Source organism: Streptomyces sp. NPDC058796 (assembly GCF_042745235.1).
Lineage (GTDB): Bacteria > Actinomycetota > Actinomycetes > Streptomycetales > Streptomycetaceae > Streptomyces.
This window is the reverse complement of sequence record NZ_JBHYOP010000002.1, coordinates 628,917-646,575: the sequence shown is the minus strand read 5'-3', so window position 1 is coordinate 646,575 and position 17,659 is coordinate 628,917. Positions and strand designations below refer to the sequence as shown.

At 72.7% G+C, this 17,659-nt stretch carries 14 protein-coding genes; 5 read left to right on the top strand and 9 right to left on the bottom strand.

The genetic code is table 11. The features are described from left to right. Positions 1-48: 48 nt before the first annotated feature. Positions 49-2,352, bottom strand: coding sequence for an ABC transporter family substrate-binding protein (locus ACFW47_RS08275; RefSeq protein WP_386305200.1), 2,304 nt, complete (start codon positions 2,350-2,352; stop codon positions 49-51). 302 nt (positions 2,353-2,654) lie between these two features. Here ACFW47_RS08275 and ACFW47_RS08270 point away from each other — a divergent pair, with 302 nt between their 5' ends. Genes ACFW47_RS08270 through ACFW47_RS08255 form a run of 4 tightly spaced genes read left to right on the top strand, consistent with a single transcriptional unit; the run spans position 2,655 to position 6,517 of the window. Beyond that, positions 2,655-2,945, top strand: coding sequence for a hypothetical protein (locus tag ACFW47_RS08270; protein WP_073724518.1), 291 nt, complete (start codon positions 2,655-2,657; stop codon positions 2,943-2,945). 28 nt (positions 2,946-2,973) lie between these two features. Further along, positions 2,974-3,810 (top strand): hypothetical protein, encoded by an 837-nt coding sequence (locus ACFW47_RS08265; RefSeq protein WP_386305199.1) that lies wholly within the window; start codon positions 2,974-2,976, stop codon positions 3,808-3,810. Beyond that, complete coding sequence (locus ACFW47_RS08260; RefSeq protein WP_386305198.1) at positions 3,810-5,753, top strand: fumarate reductase/succinate dehydrogenase flavoprotein subunit; 1,944 nt, start codon at positions 3,810-3,812, stop codon at positions 5,751-5,753. The genes ACFW47_RS08265 and ACFW47_RS08260 overlap by 1 nt, the downstream gene beginning before the upstream one ends. Next, complete coding sequence (locus ACFW47_RS08255; RefSeq protein WP_386305196.1) at positions 5,750-6,517, top strand: succinate dehydrogenase/fumarate reductase iron-sulfur subunit; 768 nt, start codon at positions 5,750-5,752, stop codon at positions 6,515-6,517. Before ACFW47_RS08260 ends, ACFW47_RS08255 begins: the two co-directional genes overlap by 4 nt. Here the strand turns inward: ACFW47_RS08255 and ACFW47_RS08250 are convergent. The 7 genes from ACFW47_RS08250 to ACFW47_RS08220 form a co-directional block, all read right to left on the bottom strand. Beyond that, positions 6,514-7,689, bottom strand: coding sequence for a hypothetical protein (locus ACFW47_RS08250; RefSeq protein WP_386305195.1), 1,176 nt, complete (start codon positions 7,687-7,689; stop codon positions 6,514-6,516). The two genes, ACFW47_RS08255 and ACFW47_RS08250, sit on opposite strands and share 4 nt — an antisense overlap. 241 nt (positions 7,690-7,930) lie before the next feature. Next, positions 7,931-10,519: a SpoIIE family protein phosphatase gene (locus ACFW47_RS08245; RefSeq protein WP_386305193.1), complete on the bottom strand. Its 2,589-nt coding sequence runs from the start codon at positions 10,517-10,519 to the stop codon at positions 7,931-7,933. A gap of 253 nt (positions 10,520-10,772) precedes the next feature. Beyond that, the gene (locus tag ACFW47_RS08240) at positions 10,773-11,183 is read right to left on the bottom strand and encodes an ATP-binding protein (protein ID WP_386287840.1); all 411 of its coding nucleotides are present in this window, start codon (positions 11,181-11,183) and stop codon (positions 10,773-10,775) included. A 137-nt stretch (positions 11,184-11,320) separates the two neighbouring features. Further along, a complete protein-coding gene (locus ACFW47_RS08235) occupies positions 11,321-11,743 on the bottom strand; it encodes a (deoxy)nucleoside triphosphate pyrophosphohydrolase (protein WP_386287839.1) in 423 nt (140 codons plus the stop codon). Between the two features lie 68 nt (positions 11,744-11,811). Then, complete coding sequence (locus ACFW47_RS08230; RefSeq protein ID WP_073724533.1) at positions 11,812-12,003, bottom strand: SPOR domain-containing protein; 192 nt, start codon at positions 12,001-12,003, stop codon at positions 11,812-11,814. A gap of 369 nt (positions 12,004-12,372) precedes the next feature. Then, a complete protein-coding gene (locus tag ACFW47_RS08225; protein WP_386287838.1) occupies positions 12,373-13,125 on the bottom strand; it encodes a GntR family transcriptional regulator in 753 nt (250 codons plus the stop codon). 147 nt (positions 13,126-13,272) lie between these two features. Beyond that, positions 13,273-14,490: a DUF4190 domain-containing protein gene (locus ACFW47_RS08220; RefSeq protein WP_386305191.1), complete on the bottom strand. Its 1,218-nt coding sequence runs from the start codon at positions 14,488-14,490 to the stop codon at positions 13,273-13,275. A 119-nt stretch (positions 14,491-14,609) separates the two neighbouring features. On the opposite strand from ACFW47_RS08220, the gene ACFW47_RS08215 reads away from it, so the two are divergent. Beyond that, positions 14,610-15,815 (top strand): serpin family protein, encoded by a 1,206-nt coding sequence (locus ACFW47_RS08215; RefSeq protein ID WP_386305190.1) that lies wholly within the window; start codon positions 14,610-14,612, stop codon positions 15,813-15,815. A 7-nt stretch (positions 15,816-15,822) separates the two neighbouring features. Here ACFW47_RS08215 and ACFW47_RS08210 read toward each other — a convergent pair whose 3' ends face one another. Beyond that, a complete protein-coding gene (locus ACFW47_RS08210; RefSeq protein ID WP_386287835.1) occupies positions 15,823-17,418 on the bottom strand; it encodes a S8 family serine peptidase in 1,596 nt (531 codons plus the stop codon). Positions 17,419-17,659 lie beyond the last annotated feature (241 nt).

Genomic DNA, 17,659 nt, shown 5'->3' with positions numbered 1-17,659 from the left:
GGGGCTGCGGCTTGCCGGGGCGGGGGCGCACGGGCCGGGGACGCCCGCTCACTTCGAGGGGCTCGCCGGGGCCTCGGCGCCCCGGGCGCCCTTCTTCAGGAAGCCCATGTCCTCGTAGACCGGGGTCTCGAAGCCGAAGGCGCCGGCGTTGGCGAGGTTCTCGCGGGCCGCCACGAGCTGGGGGCGCTGGTAGAGGGGGACGGAGCCGGCCGCCGCCCAGATCCGCGAGTCGGCCTTGCGCAGCAGATCCCGTGCCTTGTCCTGGTCCAGCGTGCCCATGGCCTGGTCGAAGAGCTGGTCGACCTGGTCGGTGCCGACCCGGGTGTAGTTCTGCGCCACGTTCAGGGAGCCGTCCGCGGCCGGGACGGGCTTGGCGTAGATGGGGCGGGCGTCGGTGGCGGGGAAGGCGGAGGCGGGCCAGGAGTAGAGCGCCAGGTCGTACTCGCCGGAGGCGACGTGGTCCTTGAAGTAGCTCTCGTCCGGCACCTTGGTGATCTCGGTACCGATGCCGATCTTCTCCAGCATGTCCGAGATGCGGTCGGCCACGGTGCGCAGGGCCTTGGAGCCGGGGCCGGAGGGGACCACGAAACTGAGGGTGAGCGCCTTGCCGTCCTTGGCGACGGGGGCCGCCGCGGCGCCGGCCGGGGCGGCGGTGCCCTTGGGGGCGTAGGCGCCGGGGGCGCCGCCCTGCGCGGTGTTCTTGCCGCTGCTGTGCCTCTCGCCGGTCTCCTGGTCGGCGTCGTCGGCGTCGTCGGCGTCCTTCTCGCCCCGGTCCCCGGCGTCCGTGGCCTTGTCGTCCGTGGCCTTGTCGTCCGTGGCCTTGTCGTCCTCGCCGACGATGTACGTGCCGTCGTCGCCGCCGTCGGACTTCTTCTCGTCCTTCTCGTCCTTCTCGTCCGCGGACTTCTCCGCGCCGGCCGCCTCCTCGCCGTCCTCGGTCTTCTTCACCGGTCCGCCGGGCACCCACCCGGCGTCCGCGAGGAGCGCCCGGGCCTCCTTGGCGTCCTGGTCGCCGAGGGCGCCGCTGCCGTCGGCGTAGACGGGCTGGCCGGACAGCGCGAGGTGGCTGCCGACCGGCTCGGCGGGCAGACCCAGCGGCTTCAGCACCGCCGCGGCCAGCTTCTCCCGGTCCAGGGCCCGGGCCACCGCGCGGCGGACGCGTTCGTCGGCGAGGGGGCCGTCGGCGCCGTTGAGGGCGAGCTGGGTGTACGCCGGCTCCAGGGACTTGCGGACCTCGAAGCCGCTCAGGGCCTTGCGCCGGCGTTCCGCCTTGGCCTCGGCCTTGCGCCGCTTCTCCCGGGCGAGGATCTCCTCCTCGGCGGCCTCCTCGTCGGAGCCGTTGGCGACCGCCCAGGAGCGCAGCGCCTCGGCGGCGGACCTGCCCTGCGGGCCCGGGAGCGCGGAGGTGCCCGAGCCCGGGGCCGGGGTGCCGTCCGGGCCCATGAGCGGGGTGCCGGTGCCGGCGTCCCGGGGGCCGGCGGCCACGGCGACCTGTTCGGCGGTGTCCGGGTCGATCTCGGCCAGGTCGAGCTCGCCGGCGACCAGCTCGGAGACCCGCTCGTCGCGCGGCACGGCACGCAGGACGATCTTGTCCAGCTTGGCCGGCTCTCCCCACCAGCGGGGATTGCCGGTGAGGACCACCTCGTCGGCCTTGGTGTCGACCTTCTTGACGGCGAAGGGTCCGGCGGTGACGTCGAGCTCCCGCCGGGCGCCGTCGTTGAAGGCGTCGGGGGAACCGGTGACGTCCTTCGGGTACAGCGGCGTGAACAGCGACTTCCAGTCGGCGTAGGGCCGGTCGAAGGTGACCCTGACCTCCAGGTCGTTCGCCCCGCGCTCGATCTTCTCGATGCGGTCGTAGCCGGCGTTGCGGGCGGTCCAGTAGGCGGTGTCCTTGCCCGACAGGGCGCGCCACTGGGCGGCGAAGTCGGCGGCGCCGATCTCCCGGCCGTCGCTCCAGACGGCCTGCTGGTTGAGCTTGTAGACGACGACCTGCTTGGGCTCGGTCTCCACGACCTCGGCCGACTCCAGGTAGTCGGGGTTGCGCACCGGACGGCCCCGCTCGTCCATCCGGTACATGGAGGGCAGCACGGCCTGGGCGACGCGGGTGGTGGTGGCGTCGGCGTCGGACTGGAAGGCGTTCAGCGTCTCCGGTACGGAGTCCACGGCCCAGCGCAGGGTGCCGCCGTCGGCGATGCGGGCCCGGGCCGCGGCGGCGACGTCCTGCTCGGCGAGCGGCTTGCCCGCCGGGTCCTCGGAGGTGCAGCCGGCCATCGCGGGGAGAGCGAGCGCGCCCGCGGTGAGGAAGGCGACCGAACGCATGACCGCGCGCGGTCCGACGCCGACGTGGGACATCTCTGCTACCTCCGGAAGGCCGCGGGCGTTGTCGCTTTTGGCGGTATTTGGAGTTGATCATTTGTATTCGGACGGGATGCGGCCACTGAAGAGGAAACGGTTCGGCCATGCCGGGAGACACGGCGGTGACGGTGCGCAAGCCCACCCGTGCGGCGCAACGCCACCCGCGATGCACCGACACGCCCCGGCCAATCGCTGCACGTCCCTTCCCAGCGACAGGTGTGACGCGCGACACTCTCAGGCGCATGAACGTCACCACCAAGGCCGTTCCGCGCCGCGGCCGGCGGAAGCGAGGTCACGTCATGTCCGTGCACGACGACCTGTCATCGATCCAACGCAGTCTCGACGACCTCTCCCGGTCGGTGGCCCGGCTGGAGCAGCAGCTGGGCAGCGGCGGCCTGGAGGTCCGCCGGGTCCGCACCGACACCGACCACCTGCGCGACAGCGTCGCGCTGCTGCGGGCGGCGGCAGCCGCGCCGGACGCGCCCAGGCGTCCGGACCTCGTCACGATCCCCGACACGCCGTACGACGGCTCGCTGTGGACGGACTCGGACGACGAGGGCCTCGGCGCCCGCGACCGCCGCGCTCCCTGAACCCGACCCGACCGACCGGAGTCGCCCAGTGGCCACTGGCACGGAACCCCCAGCCACCGACCCCCATCCCCCGGGCGGCGGCGTCCACAGCCCGACGCGCGCCGCCATCCGCGCCCCGCACCTGCGCACCGACCGCTGGTGGCTGGCACCGGCCGCCACCGCCGCCGGACTGCTGGCCTTCGTCGTCTACTCGACCTGGCGGGCGTTCGCGGGCGCGGACTACTACGCGGCCCCCTACGTCTCGCCCTTCTACTCCCCCTGCCTGGCGGAGAACTGCGAGCCGATGCGCGCGGGGCCCAACTGGGAGGTCTTCGGCAGCTGGTGGGGCATCTCCCCCGCGATCATCATCCTGGTCTTCCCGCTCGGCTTCCGCCTGACCTGCTACTACTACCGCAAGGCCTACTACCGGGGCTTCTGGGCGTCCCCGCCGGCCTGCGCGGTGGCCGAGCCGCACAAGAAGTACTCCGGCGAGACCCGCTTCCCGCTGATCCTGCAGAACGTCCACCGGTACTTCTTCTACGCGGCCCTCCTGGTCGCGCTGATCCTCACCTACGACACCGTGCTCGCCTTCCGCGACGAGGACTACGCGTGGGGCCACATGGGCCTGGGCACCCTGGTGTTCCTCGTCAACATCGTGCTGATCTGGGCGTACACCCTCTCCTGCCACTCCTGCCGGCACATCGTCGGCGGCAAGCTCAAGCACTTCTCCCGGCACCCCGTGCGCTACCGGATGTGGCAGTGGGCCGGGAAGCTCAACGCGCGCCACATGCAGCTCGCCTGGGCGTCGCTGGTGAGCGTGGCGCTCGCCGACTTCTACGTGTATCTCGTCGCGTCCGGTGCCTTCGACGATCCGAGGTTGTTCTGATGTCCGTGGTCGACCGGCAGGAATGGGACGTCGTCGTGGTGGGCGCGGGCGGTGCGGGACTGCGCGCCGCGATCGAGGCCCGCGAGCGGGGCGCCCGTACGGCCGTGATCTGCAAGTCCCTGTTCGGCAAGGCGCACACCGTGATGGCCGAGGGCGGCATCGCGGCCGCCATGGGCAACGCCAACTCCGGTGACAACTGGCAGGTCCACTTCCGCGACACCATGCGCGGCGGCAAGTTCCTCAACCAGTGGCGGATGGCCGAACTGCACGCCCAGGAGGCGCCGCAGCGGGTGTGGGAGCTGGAGACCTGGGGCGCGCTGTTCGACCGTACGGAGGACGGCCGGATCTCGCAGCGCAACTTCGGCGGCCACGAGTACCCGCGCCTCGCCCACGTCGGCGACCGCACGGGCCTGGAGCTGATCCGCACCCTCCAGCAGAAGATCGTCTCGCTCCAGCAGGAGGACTTCCGGGAGACCGGCGACTACGAGTCCCGGCTGAAGGTCTTCCAGGAGTGCACGGTCACCCGCGTCCTCAAGGAGGGCGGCCAGGTCTGCGGCGTCTTCGGCTACGAGCGCGAGACGGGCCGCTTCTTCGTGCTCCAGGCGCCCTCGGTGGTGATCGCCACGGGCGGCATCGGCAAGTCCTTCAAGGTGACGTCGAACTCGTGGGAGTACACGGGCGACGGCCACGCCCTGGCACTGCTGGCCGGGGCGCCGCTGCTGAACATGGAGTTCGTGCAGTTCCACCCGACCGGCATGGTCTGGCCGCCGTCGGTGAAGGGCATCCTCGTCACCGAGTCGGTGCGCGGCGACGGCGGCGTGCTCCGGAACTCCGACGGCAAGCGGTTCATGTTCGACTACGTCCCGGACGTCTTCAAGGACAAGTACGCGGTGACGGAGGAGGAGGCCGACCGCTGGTACGACGACCCGGACCACAACCGGCGGCCCCCGGAGCTGCTTCCCCGGGACGAGGTGGCGCGGGCCATCAACGCCGAGGTGAAGGAGGGCCGGGGCTCACCGCACGGCGGCGTCTTCCTCGACGTGTCGACGCGGATGCCCGCCGAGGTGATCAGGCGCCGGCTGCCGTCCATGTACCACCAGTTCAAGGAGCTGGCCGACGTCGACATCACGGCCGAGCCGATGGAGGTCGGGCCCACCTGCCACTACGTGATGGGCGGCATCGCCGTCGACTCCGACACGGCCGCCGCGCGCGGGGTGCCGGGGCTGTACGCGGCCGGTGAGGTGGCCGGCGGCATGCACGGCTCCAACCGGCTCGGCGGCAACTCGCTCTCCGACCTGCTGGTGTTCGGGCGCCGGGCGGGCCGGCACGCGGCCGAGTACGCGGCGGGGCAGGACGACGGGGCGCGACCCCGGGTGGCCGACGCCCAGGTCGACGCCGCCGCCGCGGAGGCCCTGCGGCCGTTCTCCGCGGAGGCGGAGCCGGCGGAACCCGACGACAGCCCGCCGGAGAACCCGTACACCCTCCACCAGGAACTCCAGCAGACCATGAACGACCTGGTCGGCATCATCCGCCGCGAGCCGGAGATGAAGCAGGCCCTGGAGAAGCTGGCCGAGCTGCGGCTCCGGGCCCGCCGGGCCGGGGTGGAGGGGCATCGGCAGTTCAACCCGGGCTGGCACCTCGCCCTGGACCTGCGCAACATGCTGCTGGTCAGCGAGTGCGTGGCGCGGGCCGCACTGGAGCGGACCGAGTCGCGCGGCGGGCACACCCGTGAGGACCACGCGGCGATGGACCGCGCCTGGCGGGGCGTCAACCTGCTGTGCTCCCTCACCGACCCGACCGGGGGTCTGGCGGCCACCGACCCGGTGCGCGGCCAGATCGCCCTGACCCGCGAGGCCGCCGAACCCATCCGTCCCGACCTGCTCGCCCTGTTCGACAAGGAGGAGCTGGTCAAGTACCTCGCCGAAGAGGAGCTGTCCGAATGAGCGGCTACGAGGCCCGCTTCAAGGTGTGGCGGGGTGACGTGGAGGGCGGCGGCCTGGAGGACTTCCGCGTCGAGGTGAACGACGGCGAGGTGGTCCTCGACATCATCCACCGCCTCCAGGCCACCCAGGCCCCCGACCTCGCCGTGCGGTGGAACTGCAAGGCGGGCAAGTGCGGTTCGTGCTCGGCGGAGATCAACGGGCGTCCGCGGCTGCTGTGCATGACCCGCATGTCCGTCTTCACCCGCGAGGAGACGATCACCGTCACGCCGCTGCGGGCCTTCCCGGTGATCCGGGACCTGGTGACGGACGTCGGCTTCAACTACACCAAGGCCCGGGAGGTCCCGGCCTTCGTGCCGCCCGCCGACCTGGGGCCGGGCGAGTACCGGATGATGCAGGAGGACGTCGACCGCTCGCAGGAGTTCCGCAAGTGCATCGAGTGCTTCCTCTGCCAGGACACCTGCCACGTCGTCCGTGACCACGAGGAGAACAAGCCGGCCTTCGCGGGCCCGCGTTTCCTGATGCGCGTCGCGGAGCTGGACATGCACCCGCTGGACGCGGCCGGGGACACCGGCCTGGACCGCGGTCGCACGGCCCAGGACGAGCACGGCCTCGGCTACTGCAACATCACCAAGTGCTGCACGGAGGTCTGCCCCGAGGGCATCAAGATCACGGACAACGCGCTGATCCCGCTGAAGGAACGGGTTGTGGACCGCAGGTACGACCCGCTGGTGTGGCTGGGGTCGAAGATCCGGCGCCGGTCCTAGTTCGGGTCCTGGCGGACCCAGCCCTCGCGGTATTCCTTCCAGTTCGTTTCGGTCGCCGCGAAGTCGATGTACGGGGCGACGCCGAAGAGCTCCCGGTCGGCGTCCGTCCGGGAGAGGCCGAGGCGGACGCCGCGTACGGCGGCTTCCACGGTCTCGGCGTGACCCCAGTGGTCGAAGTTGCTCTCGTGGTAGAAGGGCAGGCCCATCAGCAGGTGGGTGGTGGGCGGGGTGACCTCCAGGGCGAGGGACGTCTGCTGGGCCACGTAGCCGCCGTAGGTGCCCTCCAGCGGCTGCGCGGTGTCGTACGTCATCACCGCGATCTGGTCGACGCGGCGGGCGACCTGGCCGAAGAACTCCTGCGACCACCACTTGGGGTTCTCGGTGAAGACACCGAAGACGGTGTGCAGGGCGGGCAGCGGGTCGATCTGGTGGGCGGCCACGGACAGCTGCGCGTCCTCGTCGCGGGTGACGGCGCGCAGGTCGTCCAGGAGGGAGAGGTAGTTCCGGTCGCCGGAGTGCAGGGGCTCCAGGTCGAGGTGGACGCCGTCGTAGCCGGCGTCCAGGACCTGGCGGGCGGAGCCGACGACGGCGGCGCGGGTGTCGGCGCGGTCCAGGTGCATGCCGTCGGGGCCCTCGGTGACGAGGACGTCGCCGAGGAAGGCCTGGACGCGGACGCCGGGCAGTTCGCGGTGGACGGCGTCGATCAGCCAGCGGGCCTTGGGGTAGCGGGCCTTCGGCAGGGTGCCGTCGTGTTCCAGCGGGCCGGTGTGGACGTACAGGTCGCGGATGCCGGTGGTCTTCAGGCGGGCGGCGAAGGCGGCGAGGTCCGCGTCGTCCTTGCGGCCGTCGACCCAGGCGTGGCCGAGCCACATCGCGTCGCGGTTCCTGGTGTGGGTGCCGTCGGCGGGGTCGCCCATGTAGTTGACGCGGAGGGCGGTCTCGGCGGTGAGGAGGGGGAGGAGCAGGACCAGGAGGACGGCGAGGGCGGCGCGGCGGACGCGGGTGCGGGTTCGGGTTCGCTTGGTGGCCTCGGCCCCGCCTTCGGCGTTCCGGTTCCCACCCGCACTGCCCGTGCGGCTTTCGTCGTCGGGTGCGGGTGGCCCCTGTGGGGGGTGATCGCCGCCGGCGGCTTTCTCGTGCGGGTCGGTGTTTCTCGGCTCCGTGTCCTCCACGGTGTCCCCTCCCTGTGGCCCGTCCCCGGTCGCGGTGGCCGGTTCACGTGCGTACGCTCGCTGCGTGTTGCCAGCGAGGACGGCTCGAACCGGTGTTCCGGTTGCGGTCAGGGGTGCGTGGCGGTGATCTCCGCCGATCTGGTGCCGCCCCTGGTCGCGGCCGGGGCGGCCCTGCTGCTGGCGGGGTACGGCCGTGTGCGCCGCACCCGGCGGGCCCGGAACCGTACGACTCCGGGCCGGGTCAGAACAGGCTCAGCAACGCCTCCGCCGGGTCCGTGAGCTGGGTGTCGCCGCCCGGCAGGGGCAGCTCGAACCACACCGTCTTGCCGCGCGGCGTACGGCGTGAGCCCCAGGCCGCGCTGAGCAGGCCGACCAGTTGCAGTCCGCGGCCGCCCTCGTCGGTGTCGCGGGCGCGGCGCCTGCGGGGCTGGACCAGGCCGGAGTCCCAGACCTCGCAGACCAGGGTGCGGTCGAGGAGGAGGCGGAGCCTGATCTCGCCCTCGCCGTACCTGAGGGCGTTGGTGACCAGTTCGCTGACGAGCAGTTCCGTGGTGTCGACCAGCGGTTCCATGTCCCAGTCGAGCAGCTTGGCGCGGGCCAGTTCGCGGGCCCGGCCGACGCTGCGCGGCTCGCGGGGCAGGGTCCAGTCCCCGACGGACTCGCTGGGCAGCCCCTGGACGCGGGCCATGAGCAGGGCGATGTCGTCCTCGCCGTGATGGCTGTCGAGGGTGTTGAGGACCTGGTCGCAGACGTCCTCCAGGGGGCGCGCGGGGTCGGTGAGCGCGCCGACGAACGCCTGGAGGCCCTCGTCGAGGGGGTGGTCGCGGCTCTCGACCAGACCGTCGGTGTAGAGGGCGAGCAGGGCGCCCTCGGGCAGTTCGACCTCCACCTCCTCGAAGGGCTCGCCGCCGACGCCGAGCGGCAGGCCCGGCGGTACGTCCAGCATCAGCGCGGACTCGCCGGGCTCGACCAGGACGGGCGGCAGGTGGCCGGCGTTGGCGAAGGTGCAGCGCCGGGTCACCGAGTCGTAGACGGCGTAGACGCAGGTCGCCAGGTAGACCTCGGAGAGGTCGGCCTCGCGGGGGCGGCGGGCGGCCCGGGTGGCCTGCTGGACGCCGCCGGGAGCACCGAGGCCGCGGGCGATCTCGTCGAGCTGGGAGAGCACTTCGGCCGGTTCGAGGTCGAGTCCGGCGAGGGTGCGGACGGCCGTGCGGAGTTCGCCCATGGCGACGGCGGCGCGCAGGCCGCGGCCCATGACGTCGCCGACGACCAGCGCGGTGCGGTGACCGGGCAGTTCGATGACGTCGAACCAGTCGCCGCCGACCTCGCTGGGCCGGCCGGTGGCCGCGTTGCCGGGCAGGTAGCGGCAGGCGATGTCCAGGCCGGACGCCTCGGGGTCGCCGGGCGGCAGCAGGGACCGCTGCAGTATCAGCGCGCGTTCGTGCTCGCGCCGGTAGAGGCGGGCGTTGTCGATGCAGACGGCGGCGCGCGCGGCGAGTTCCACGGCGAGGTCGCGGTCGCGGTCGCCGAACGGCTCGCTGCCCTTGGTGCGGGCGAACTGGGCGAGCCCGACGACGGTGTCGTGGGCGACCATCGGGACGGCGAGCGTGGACTGCACGAGGCCGCCGTCCTCGGCGGGGACCGTGCGTGGCCGGGCGGTGCGCAGGGCGTCCGCGCAGGGCGAGTTGAACGGGTAGTGGTGGACGGCGCCGAGCTTGACCCGCTCGCCGGTGCCGTGGAAGGGCGCGTCGGAGACGGCGCTCGAGAAGGCGACGCGGCGCAGTTCCGCGCTGCCGTCGGCGAGGCCGGGCGGGGTCTCGTCGCCCACCAGCAGACCCTGGTACAGGTCGACGGTGGCCAGGTCGCAGAAGCCGGGGACGACGACGTCGAGGAGTTCGCGGGCGGTGGTCTCCAGGTCGAGGGAGTTGCCGATGCGGGCGCCCGCCTCGTTGAGCAGGGCGAGGTTGCGCCGGGCGGCAGCGGCCTCGCGGGCGGCCTCGCGGCGGGCGGTGATGTCGGTGCCGAGCCAGGCGACGCCGATGGGGCGCCCGGAACCGCTGTGCACGCGGTAGAGGTTGACCGACCAGTGGCGGCGGTCCTCGGTGCCCGGGGTGAAGCCGGTGACGTGCATGTCGGTGATGGAGTCGCCGGTCTCCAGCACCCGGCGCAGGGTCGCGGAGACCCGGTCGGCCTCGGCGCGCGGCAGGTAGTCGTGGACGCCCTTGCCCCGGTGGTCGTCCGGTGTGCCGCCGAAGACGGAGGCGAACCGCTCGTTGGCGCGGCGCACCCTGAGGTCGGGGTCGATCAGGAGGAAGCCGAACGGAGACTGGCCGAATATGGCCTGCGAGGCGGCGAGGTCGGTCTCGATGCTGCGCAGCACGCGGACGTCGACGACGATGCAGACGGCGGCCTTCTCCCCGTCGCCCGTCCGCGTCGGCATGACGTACACCTCGGCGAGCCCACGCTGCCCGCCTCCGCGCCGGCCGCCGCCCTCGGTACCGCGGTCCGGCACCCGGAAGGGCACCACGCCGGTCCACTCCCGCCCGTCGAGGATCTCGGCCATCTTGCGCTGGCCCCGCTCCCGCAGGTCGGGGTCGATGAAGGCCTCGATGGGGTCGGTGCCGACGGCCTGCTCGGCCCGGATGCCGAGCAGTTGCTCGGCGCGCAGGCTCCACTGGTCGACGAAACCGTCGGGGCCGATGGAGAAGGACGCGACCTTGATGTAGTCGTAGATGGAGCCGGGCGGGCTGCTCTGCCACACCGCGTCACCGAACGGCGCGCCGCCCGACGGGCCCTCGGACCCCGTGGCCCTCGCTGGTATCTCGCTCACGCGAACCGTCCCCTCCAGCTCACCGCGTCCGGCACCGGTCACCGGCAGCGGCTGCCCGCAGTATCCAGCACTACGGCGCCGCACGACACGGTGTTCACGATCACAGCACGGTCCCGATGGTTTTCGGTCCGGACCGTGACAACACTTCCAGTCTTCTAACCAGCGGACACGGCATCGAATCACGCAGTTCGACAACTGCCACTGGCCTGAACCAGTTGGTGGGCGGAAAACGGAGCGTCACCCGGCCGTTCCGTCACTCGGGCACGGCGAGTTCGAACCAGACCGTCTTGCCCGCCTCCCCGGGCCGGGTCCCCCAGCGGCGCGCGGAGGAGGCCACGAGTTGCAGGCCGCGGCCGTCCTCGTCGCCGGGCCGGGCGACGCGGACACGGGGCGGGTCCGGAAGCGGGTCGGAGACCTCCACCAGCAGGATGCCGTCCGGCCCGGCCCGGCGGCGCACCAGGCGGACGCCGATGGGCCCGGTGGCGTGCCGCAGGGCGTTGGTGACCAGCTCGCTGACCAGCAGGGCGGCGATGTCGCCGACGTCGTCGAGGCCCCATTCGCGAAGGGCGCCGCGGACGCGGGAGCGAGCGGTCCGCACGGCGTCCGGCACCGCGGGAAAGACCCACTCGGCACAGCCGCCTTCGCTGTCGATCACGCCGATCACTTCCCCGGCCGGCGACTCCCACCCATGTCCGGTTTCGTGGGGTTAATGGGCACATACCCGGTTCTCGGGCGCCGGTACCGTCGAGGAGGGCGCACAGTTGCACTCACGGCGCACAAGGCGCTCACGCCGGGCCGTTCTCACGCGCCGCGCGCGTCCGGCGCCTCCAGTCCGAGGTGGGCGAGCGTCCGCTCGACGGCCGGTACGTCCTGGTCGAGCCACGGCACGTCCCAGACCTCGGCGGGGGTGAGCCAGCGCAGGTCGTCGTGGTCCTCGAGCGGTGCGGGGGCCGCGGAACCGGGGAGCAGGCGCGCGGTCCACACGTGGAGCACGAAGGGGGCCCGCAGGGGCCACTGCCCCGGGACCCGTTCACCGGGCTCTGCGGTCACGCCCAGTTCCTCGCGCAGCTCGCGCACGAGGGCCGCCTCGGGCTTCTCCCCCGCCTCCACCTTGCCGCCGGGCAGCTCCCAGCGCCCGGCCAGCTCGGCCGGCGCGCTGCGGCGCGCCGCGAGCAGGCGTCCGTCGTCGACCAGGGCGGCGCCCACCACGATCCGTTCCGTCATGCGCGGGAGCCTACGGCTCTTCCCGGGGCGACGGCCCAGCGGTCCCGCCGGCCGCTCGCGCGGCGCGGTCAGTCCGCCGCGCCCGTGCCGCCCGCGCCGAGCTTCTCGACCCAGTAGAGCTGCTGGTGGCCGCGACCGTCGAGGGTGTCCGCGATCCTCTGGGCCTCGGCCCGGGTCGCGTACCTGCCCACGCGGTAGCGGTTGCCGTTGTCGTCCTGCCGGAAGACCAGCCAGGGAAGAGTGACCGTGCCGTCGTTCATCGCGCCCCTCCACTTCCCGTCCACGGCCCGCGCCGCGCCCCGCCTGCCAAGGAAACCGCAATCCGCATATGCCCGAGCCTACGCCTAACCTTCACGCAGCGAATACGGCTTTACACAAAGAGGTACCCAACCGGCCAGAACGGTGGGGGCGCACGACGCGGAGTGCGCCGTGCGCGCGCCGATGCTTCGGTTCGGAGCCATGCCGAGGACGTGGAGACGACCTGCGGGAACGGCCGGATCGCGGCACCGTGCCGACGTCGGCGAGGGGGCGGACGTCCGCACGGACACGGAAAAGGGGCGCGGGAGGCGCACGAGAGGCGTGCGCCATCTCACACGACCGGGGGCGCGTGAACTCCCCCGGCGGCGCCGCTACTTGACGGGCAGGTGGTACGCCACCCGGTACCGGTCGGCGGGAACGACCACGTCGGCCGTCTCGACGGCCCGGCCCGAGGCGTAGAAGGTGCGCTGGACGACCAGCACCACGTGCCCGGGGACGCCGCCGAGGGCGAGCAGCTCCTCCGCGAGGCCGGGGCGGGCGCCGACCTCCTCCGTCACGTTGTCGACCACGACGTCGATGGCGGCCATCCGCTCGACGACGCCCATGCCGCCGAGCGGCCCCTCCTCGGGCAGCATCACCGGCGTACGGCCGGTGAGGTCCAGCGGCTCGTAGGAGGTGGAGAGCATCATGGCCTCGCCACCGTCCCGGTAGACGTACCGGGTGCACATCACCCGGTCCCCGGGTTTGATCCCCAGCCGCTCGGCGACGGCGCCGCTCGCCTCGGCCTGCTCGCTGCGCGACTCCCACGTGCCGCGCGCCTCACCGTCGGCCTGCTCCTGCCTGAAGGGCGTGGCACCGCCCGCCGGCCGGAACCCGGACCGGGCGATGCGCCGGGGCACGGGCCGCTCACGCACATACGTCCCGGAACCGGACCGGCCCTCGACCAGCCCCTCGGCCATCAGCACCTTGCGCGCCTCCAGCGCGACGGTGTCCGAGACGCCGTACTCCTCGCGGATCCGCGCCTGGGACGGGAGGCGGGTGTGGGGCGGCAGCAGTCCGTCGGTGATCTTCTTGCGGAGATCACCCGCGACGCGGAGATACGCCGGCTGCTCACCGAATGTCACTGGCCGCTCCCATCAGGTTGTACAGACAGCAACAGCGTGGCAACCGTAGGTTGTGCCAGGCAAGCAAAGGCCAGAGAATCACTCGAAGTGATGACTTGTGCCGTCGGAGGGCTTTACGCAGGCACTTTCTCCCCGCTATAGCCGCCGTCACACCTCCATGCCGGGGCCCTCTGCCCCACCGTCACCGGACTCGTCGTAGACCGGCGGCGTGGTGTCCAGCCCCAGGGACTCGCGGGCGGTGACCGTGGTGTCGCCCTCGATGAGCGTGTAGCCCTTGTCGAGGTGCTCGTAGTACGTGTCGACGTCGGCGGCCCCGGCCGCCAGGCTCCACTCCCGCGTCGCCGCCTCCAGGTCCTCGACCAGCGCGGCGAGCGGCTGCTCCGACTCCGCCGGCCAGTCGTGCCCGCGCAGCATCCCGGCCTCCTCCGCGAGCGCCTGCGACACCTTCCCCGCCCAGGCCCGGTATCCGGGGAGGTCCTCCTCGACGGTCTCGGTGGCCGGGATCTCGTCCATGGCGCGCTGGAGGTGGCCCTCCGCCGACAGGTAGGCGTGCTGGTCGGCGTCGAGGGTCGTGGCGTCCATGCGCAGGGAGCCGGTCAGTGTGCTCCGCTCGTCCGTGTTCCCGAACAGGCAGGTGACCTCGCGGTCGCCGCCGCGCCAGCTCTGCGCGGTCGGCGTCAGGTAGTACACGTCCACGTCGGCCGGCAGGGCCCAGCGGTCCATGGCGTAGGAGTCCTGGAGGGCGTAGCACCGCTCGTCGGCGACCCGGGTGATCTCCGCGTCGCCGGGGTAGGCGCCGCCGGGCAGGTCGAACACGGCGAACACCTCGCCGTCGTGCTCCCGCGCGCAGGGCACCTGGTCGACGTCGTACGTCACGCCCTGCAGGGAGCCGCTGGGGGTGGTGAAGCACTCGCCCTTCTCGAGCGCGTACGCGGTGCCCTCGCCCCGCGCGGCGTCCCGGAAGCCGTCCCAGAAGTCGGCGGCGGCACCCGTGGAGAGCGTCACCGCCCACAGGACCAGCCCCACGGAGGACAGTACGGAACCGGCCACCGCGAAGCCCTTGCCCCGCTCGCCCCGCTTCCTGATGCGGGCCAGCGCGACCAGCCCCAGCACCAGCCCGACCGCGGGCACGCAGCAGAGGACGCCCAGCACGAAGGCGGCGATGGCGAACCCGTTGACGGGCGGCTGCCGGGGATGGGCCATGTAGGGCCGACCCCAGGCTCCGCCCGGGTACTGCGGCTGCGGCGGCGGGTACGGGCCCTGGGCGCAGTGGTGCCCCTGGGGATACTGCTGCGGGGCCTGCTGCTGCGGGGACTGCCCCTGAGGGAAGGGCTCTTGGGGGCCGGGCGGCGGCGGTATGGACACGTGTACCGTGCTCCTGTTTCGGGCGGTGACGCGGAGGCGCCGCGGGGCTGGGGCGGGCCTTCCCTCGGGTGGCCGGCCGATCACTGAGCGATGGTAAGCGTGCGGAGGGCGGGGACGGCATGCGGGTCACGAGCACGACGGTCCAGGCGGTGAACGGGCTCACGGCACGCTGGGCGTCCGCCACCGACGGGAGCACGGTGCTCTCGGCGGTGGGCGTGTGGCCCCTGCTGGCCCTGCTCGCCGACGGCGCGGCGGGCGCGGCCCGGTCGGAGCTGGAGGAGGCGGTGGGCGTGCCCGCCGGCCGGGCGGCCGTGGCGGCCCGCGAACTGCTCACCGGCCTCGGCTCGGTGCGCGGCCTGGAGAGCGCCCTGGGGCTGTGGACCAAGCGCACCCTGGAACTGCGCGAGCGGTGGGAGGCCGGGCTGCCCGCCGACACGCACGGCGTGCTCACGGGCGACGCGGAGGCCGACGGGGCGGCGCTGGACGCCTGGGCGGCGAAGCGCACGGACGGGCTGATCGAGCGCATGCCGGTGCGGACGACGCGGGACACCGAGATGGTGCTGGCGAGCGCGCTGGCGCTGCGCACCCGGTGGCTGAAGCCCTTCGAGGAGGGGTGGCTCACCCCGGAGACCGGCCCCTGGCAGGGGCGTGAACTGGCGGGCCTGTGGCGCCACAGCACGCTGCTCGACCGGATCGGCGTGGCGGACACGCCGGACGGCCACGTCACCGAGCTGAAGGTACTGGGCGACACCGCCGTGGACGTCCATCTGCTGCTCGGCGAGGCGGAAATGCCCCCCGGTCAGGTGCTCGAAGCGGGGATCGGTGTCCTCGCGCGCCGGCACCCGGTGACGCCGGGTTCGCGCCTGCCGTACGGGGAGGCGGGCCCGGGGGTCGAGGTCGTACGGGAGCCCACGATGCGGCCCGAGCCGCCGGTGCTGGACGTGACGCTGCCGCCGTACGCGGTCACCTCCGAGCACGACCTGCTGGAACGCCCGGAGCTGTTCGGACTGGCGACGGCGCGGCTGCCGGTGCACGGTCACTTCCCCGGCGTCAGCTCGTACCCGCTGTGTATCGAGTCGGCCCGGCAGTCCGCGCTGGCCCGGTTCGACGCCCGGGGGTTCGAGGCCGCCGCCGTCACGGCGATGGGCGCGGCGGGGGCCGGGTTACCCGAGCTGCGGTGGCTGCGCACCACCGTCCGGGCCGTCTTCGACCGCCCCTTCGGCTTCCTCGCCGTCCACCGGCACACGCGCCTCGTCCTCGCGGCGGGCTGGGTCACCGACCCGGAGCCGTTCCGCGAGGACGAGGTCATCGGTTCCTACGACTGATCAGCCGTCAGAACTGCAGGGCCCAGGCGTCGATCCGCCCGGTGTCCCACGAGGCGTTGTCGCTGACCCGCAGCTTCCAGGTGCCGTTGGCGGTCTCCGAGGAGGCGTTGACGGTGTACGTGGTGTTGATGTCGTTGGCGCTGCCGCCGGTGCCGTACGACTTGAGCGTGTACGCCGTGCCGTCCGGGGCGACCAGCTGGACCTGGAGGTCGCCGATGTAGCTGTGGACGATGTTCACGTCAACGGAGAGCGCCGAGGGGGCGTTGCCCGAGACGCCGGAGACGGTCACCGGGGACTCGACGGTGGCGTTGTCCCGGATGGTGTAGTCACCGGTGTTCTCGAAGCGGTCGCCGGTCGGCGGGGGCGTGGTGCCGCCGTCGCCGACGTACAGCAGCCGGTTGGGCGAGCCGGTGCCGGGGTTGGAGACGACGCCGCTGGTGGCGGCGGACGTCAGCGCGGAGGCGACCTGCGCGGGGGTGGCCGAGGGGTTGTCGGCCAGGTGGAGCGCGGCGGCCCCGGCGACGTGCGGGCTCGCCATCGACGTACCGGAGATGGTGTTGGTGGCCGAGTCGCCGCTGTTCCAGGCGGAGGTGATGGAGGAGCCCGGCGCGAAGACGTCCAGGACCGAGCCGTAGTTGGAGTAGCTGGCGCGGGCGTCGCTCGACGTGGTGGCGCCGACCGTGATCGCCTCCGTCACCCGGGCCGGGGACTTGGTGGAGGCGTTGGTGGACTCGTTGCCGGCCGCGACGACGAAGGTGACGCCGGAGGAGATGGCGTTGCGGACGGCCGTGTCGAGGGCGCTGTCGGCACCGCCGCCGAGAGACATGTTGGCGACGGCGGGCTTGACGGCGTTGCGGGCGACCCAGTCGATGCCGGCGACGACCTGCGCGGTGGTGCCGGAACCGGAGTTGTTCAGTACCCGGACACCGACGACCTTCGCCTGCTTGGCGACACCGTACGCACTGCCCGCCACGGTGCCGGCGACGTGGGTGCCGTGACCGTGGCCGTCCTGGGCGGTGTTGTCGTTGTCGATGGCGTCGTAGCCGTAGGAGGCGCGGCCGCCGAAGTCGCTGTGGGTGATGCGGACGCCGGTGTCGATGACGTACGCCGTCACGCCCCGTCCGGCGCTGTCCGGGTAGGTGTACGAGCTGTCCAGCGGGCGGTTCTGCTGGTCGATGCGGTCCAGGCCCCAGGAGGGCGGGTTCGGCTGGGTGCCGGTGACGTGGAAGGTGCGGTTCTGGACGACGGAGGCGACGGCCGGGTCGGCGGCGAGACGTTTCGCCTCCGTCTCCGAGGCCTCGACCGCGTAGCCGTTGAGGGCCTTGGTGTAGGTCCGCTCGATGTCGGCGCCGTACTTCTTGGCCACGGCGCGGCCCTCGGCGGAGCCGGACCTCGCCTCCTCCGCCTTCAGGGTCACGATGTAGCTGCCGGCGACCGCGTTCGCCGCGTCCTGGTACTGGATGCGGCCCTCCGCGGCGGCCGGGGCGGCGCCGGCGGGGAGCGCGGAGACGAGGCTCGCGGTGAGGGCCGCGGTGGCCACGGCGCCGACGGCGGCCAGTCTTCGCCGGGTGGTGCGGTGGGGGTGGTGACGCAGCACTGCCATTGAGGGGTCCTCCTCGGTGGGGGTGGTGCATGGTGGGGTTCGTGCACGCCGAGCAGACCGCCCGTCAGGACATGGACAGGACACGGGTAAGTCATGCCCATGACAACGTGGGGCGGCTTTGGTGCGTCAGCCGAAAGATTGAGGCTTCCAGAGGAATTGCACAAGGGCCCTGCACGGATGTGCGGGTACCTGTGCCGTTTGAGCGGGGCGCCTCACGTCCCGCTTGCTGACCCTCCGTTCA

Coding starts and splice junctions, on each gene's coding strand:
- ACFW47_RS08275 (WP_386305200.1), bottom strand. CDS start 2,352: ATGTCCCACGTCGGCGTCGGACCGCGCGCGGTCATGCGTTCGGTCGCC.
- ACFW47_RS08270 (WP_073724518.1), top strand. CDS start 2,655: ATGTCCGTGCACGACGACCTGTCATCGATCCAACGCAGTCTCGACGAC.
- ACFW47_RS08260 (WP_386305198.1), top strand. CDS start 3,810: ATGTCCGTGGTCGACCGGCAGGAATGGGACGTCGTCGTGGTGGGCGCG.
- ACFW47_RS08255 (WP_386305196.1), top strand. CDS start 5,750: ATGAGCGGCTACGAGGCCCGCTTCAAGGTGTGGCGGGGTGACGTGGAG.
- ACFW47_RS08235 (WP_386287839.1), bottom strand. CDS start 11,743: ATGACGGAACGGATCGTGGTGGGCGCCGCCCTGGTCGACGACGGACGC.
- ACFW47_RS08230 (WP_073724533.1), bottom strand. CDS start 12,003: ATGAACGACGGCACGGTCACTCTTCCCTGGCTGGTCTTCCGGCAGGAC.
- ACFW47_RS08215 (WP_386305190.1), top strand. CDS start 14,610: ATGCGGGTCACGAGCACGACGGTCCAGGCGGTGAACGGGCTCACGGCA.
- ACFW47_RS08210 (WP_386287835.1), bottom strand. CDS start 17,418: ATGGCAGTGCTGCGTCACCACCCCCACCGCACCACCCGGCGAAGACTG.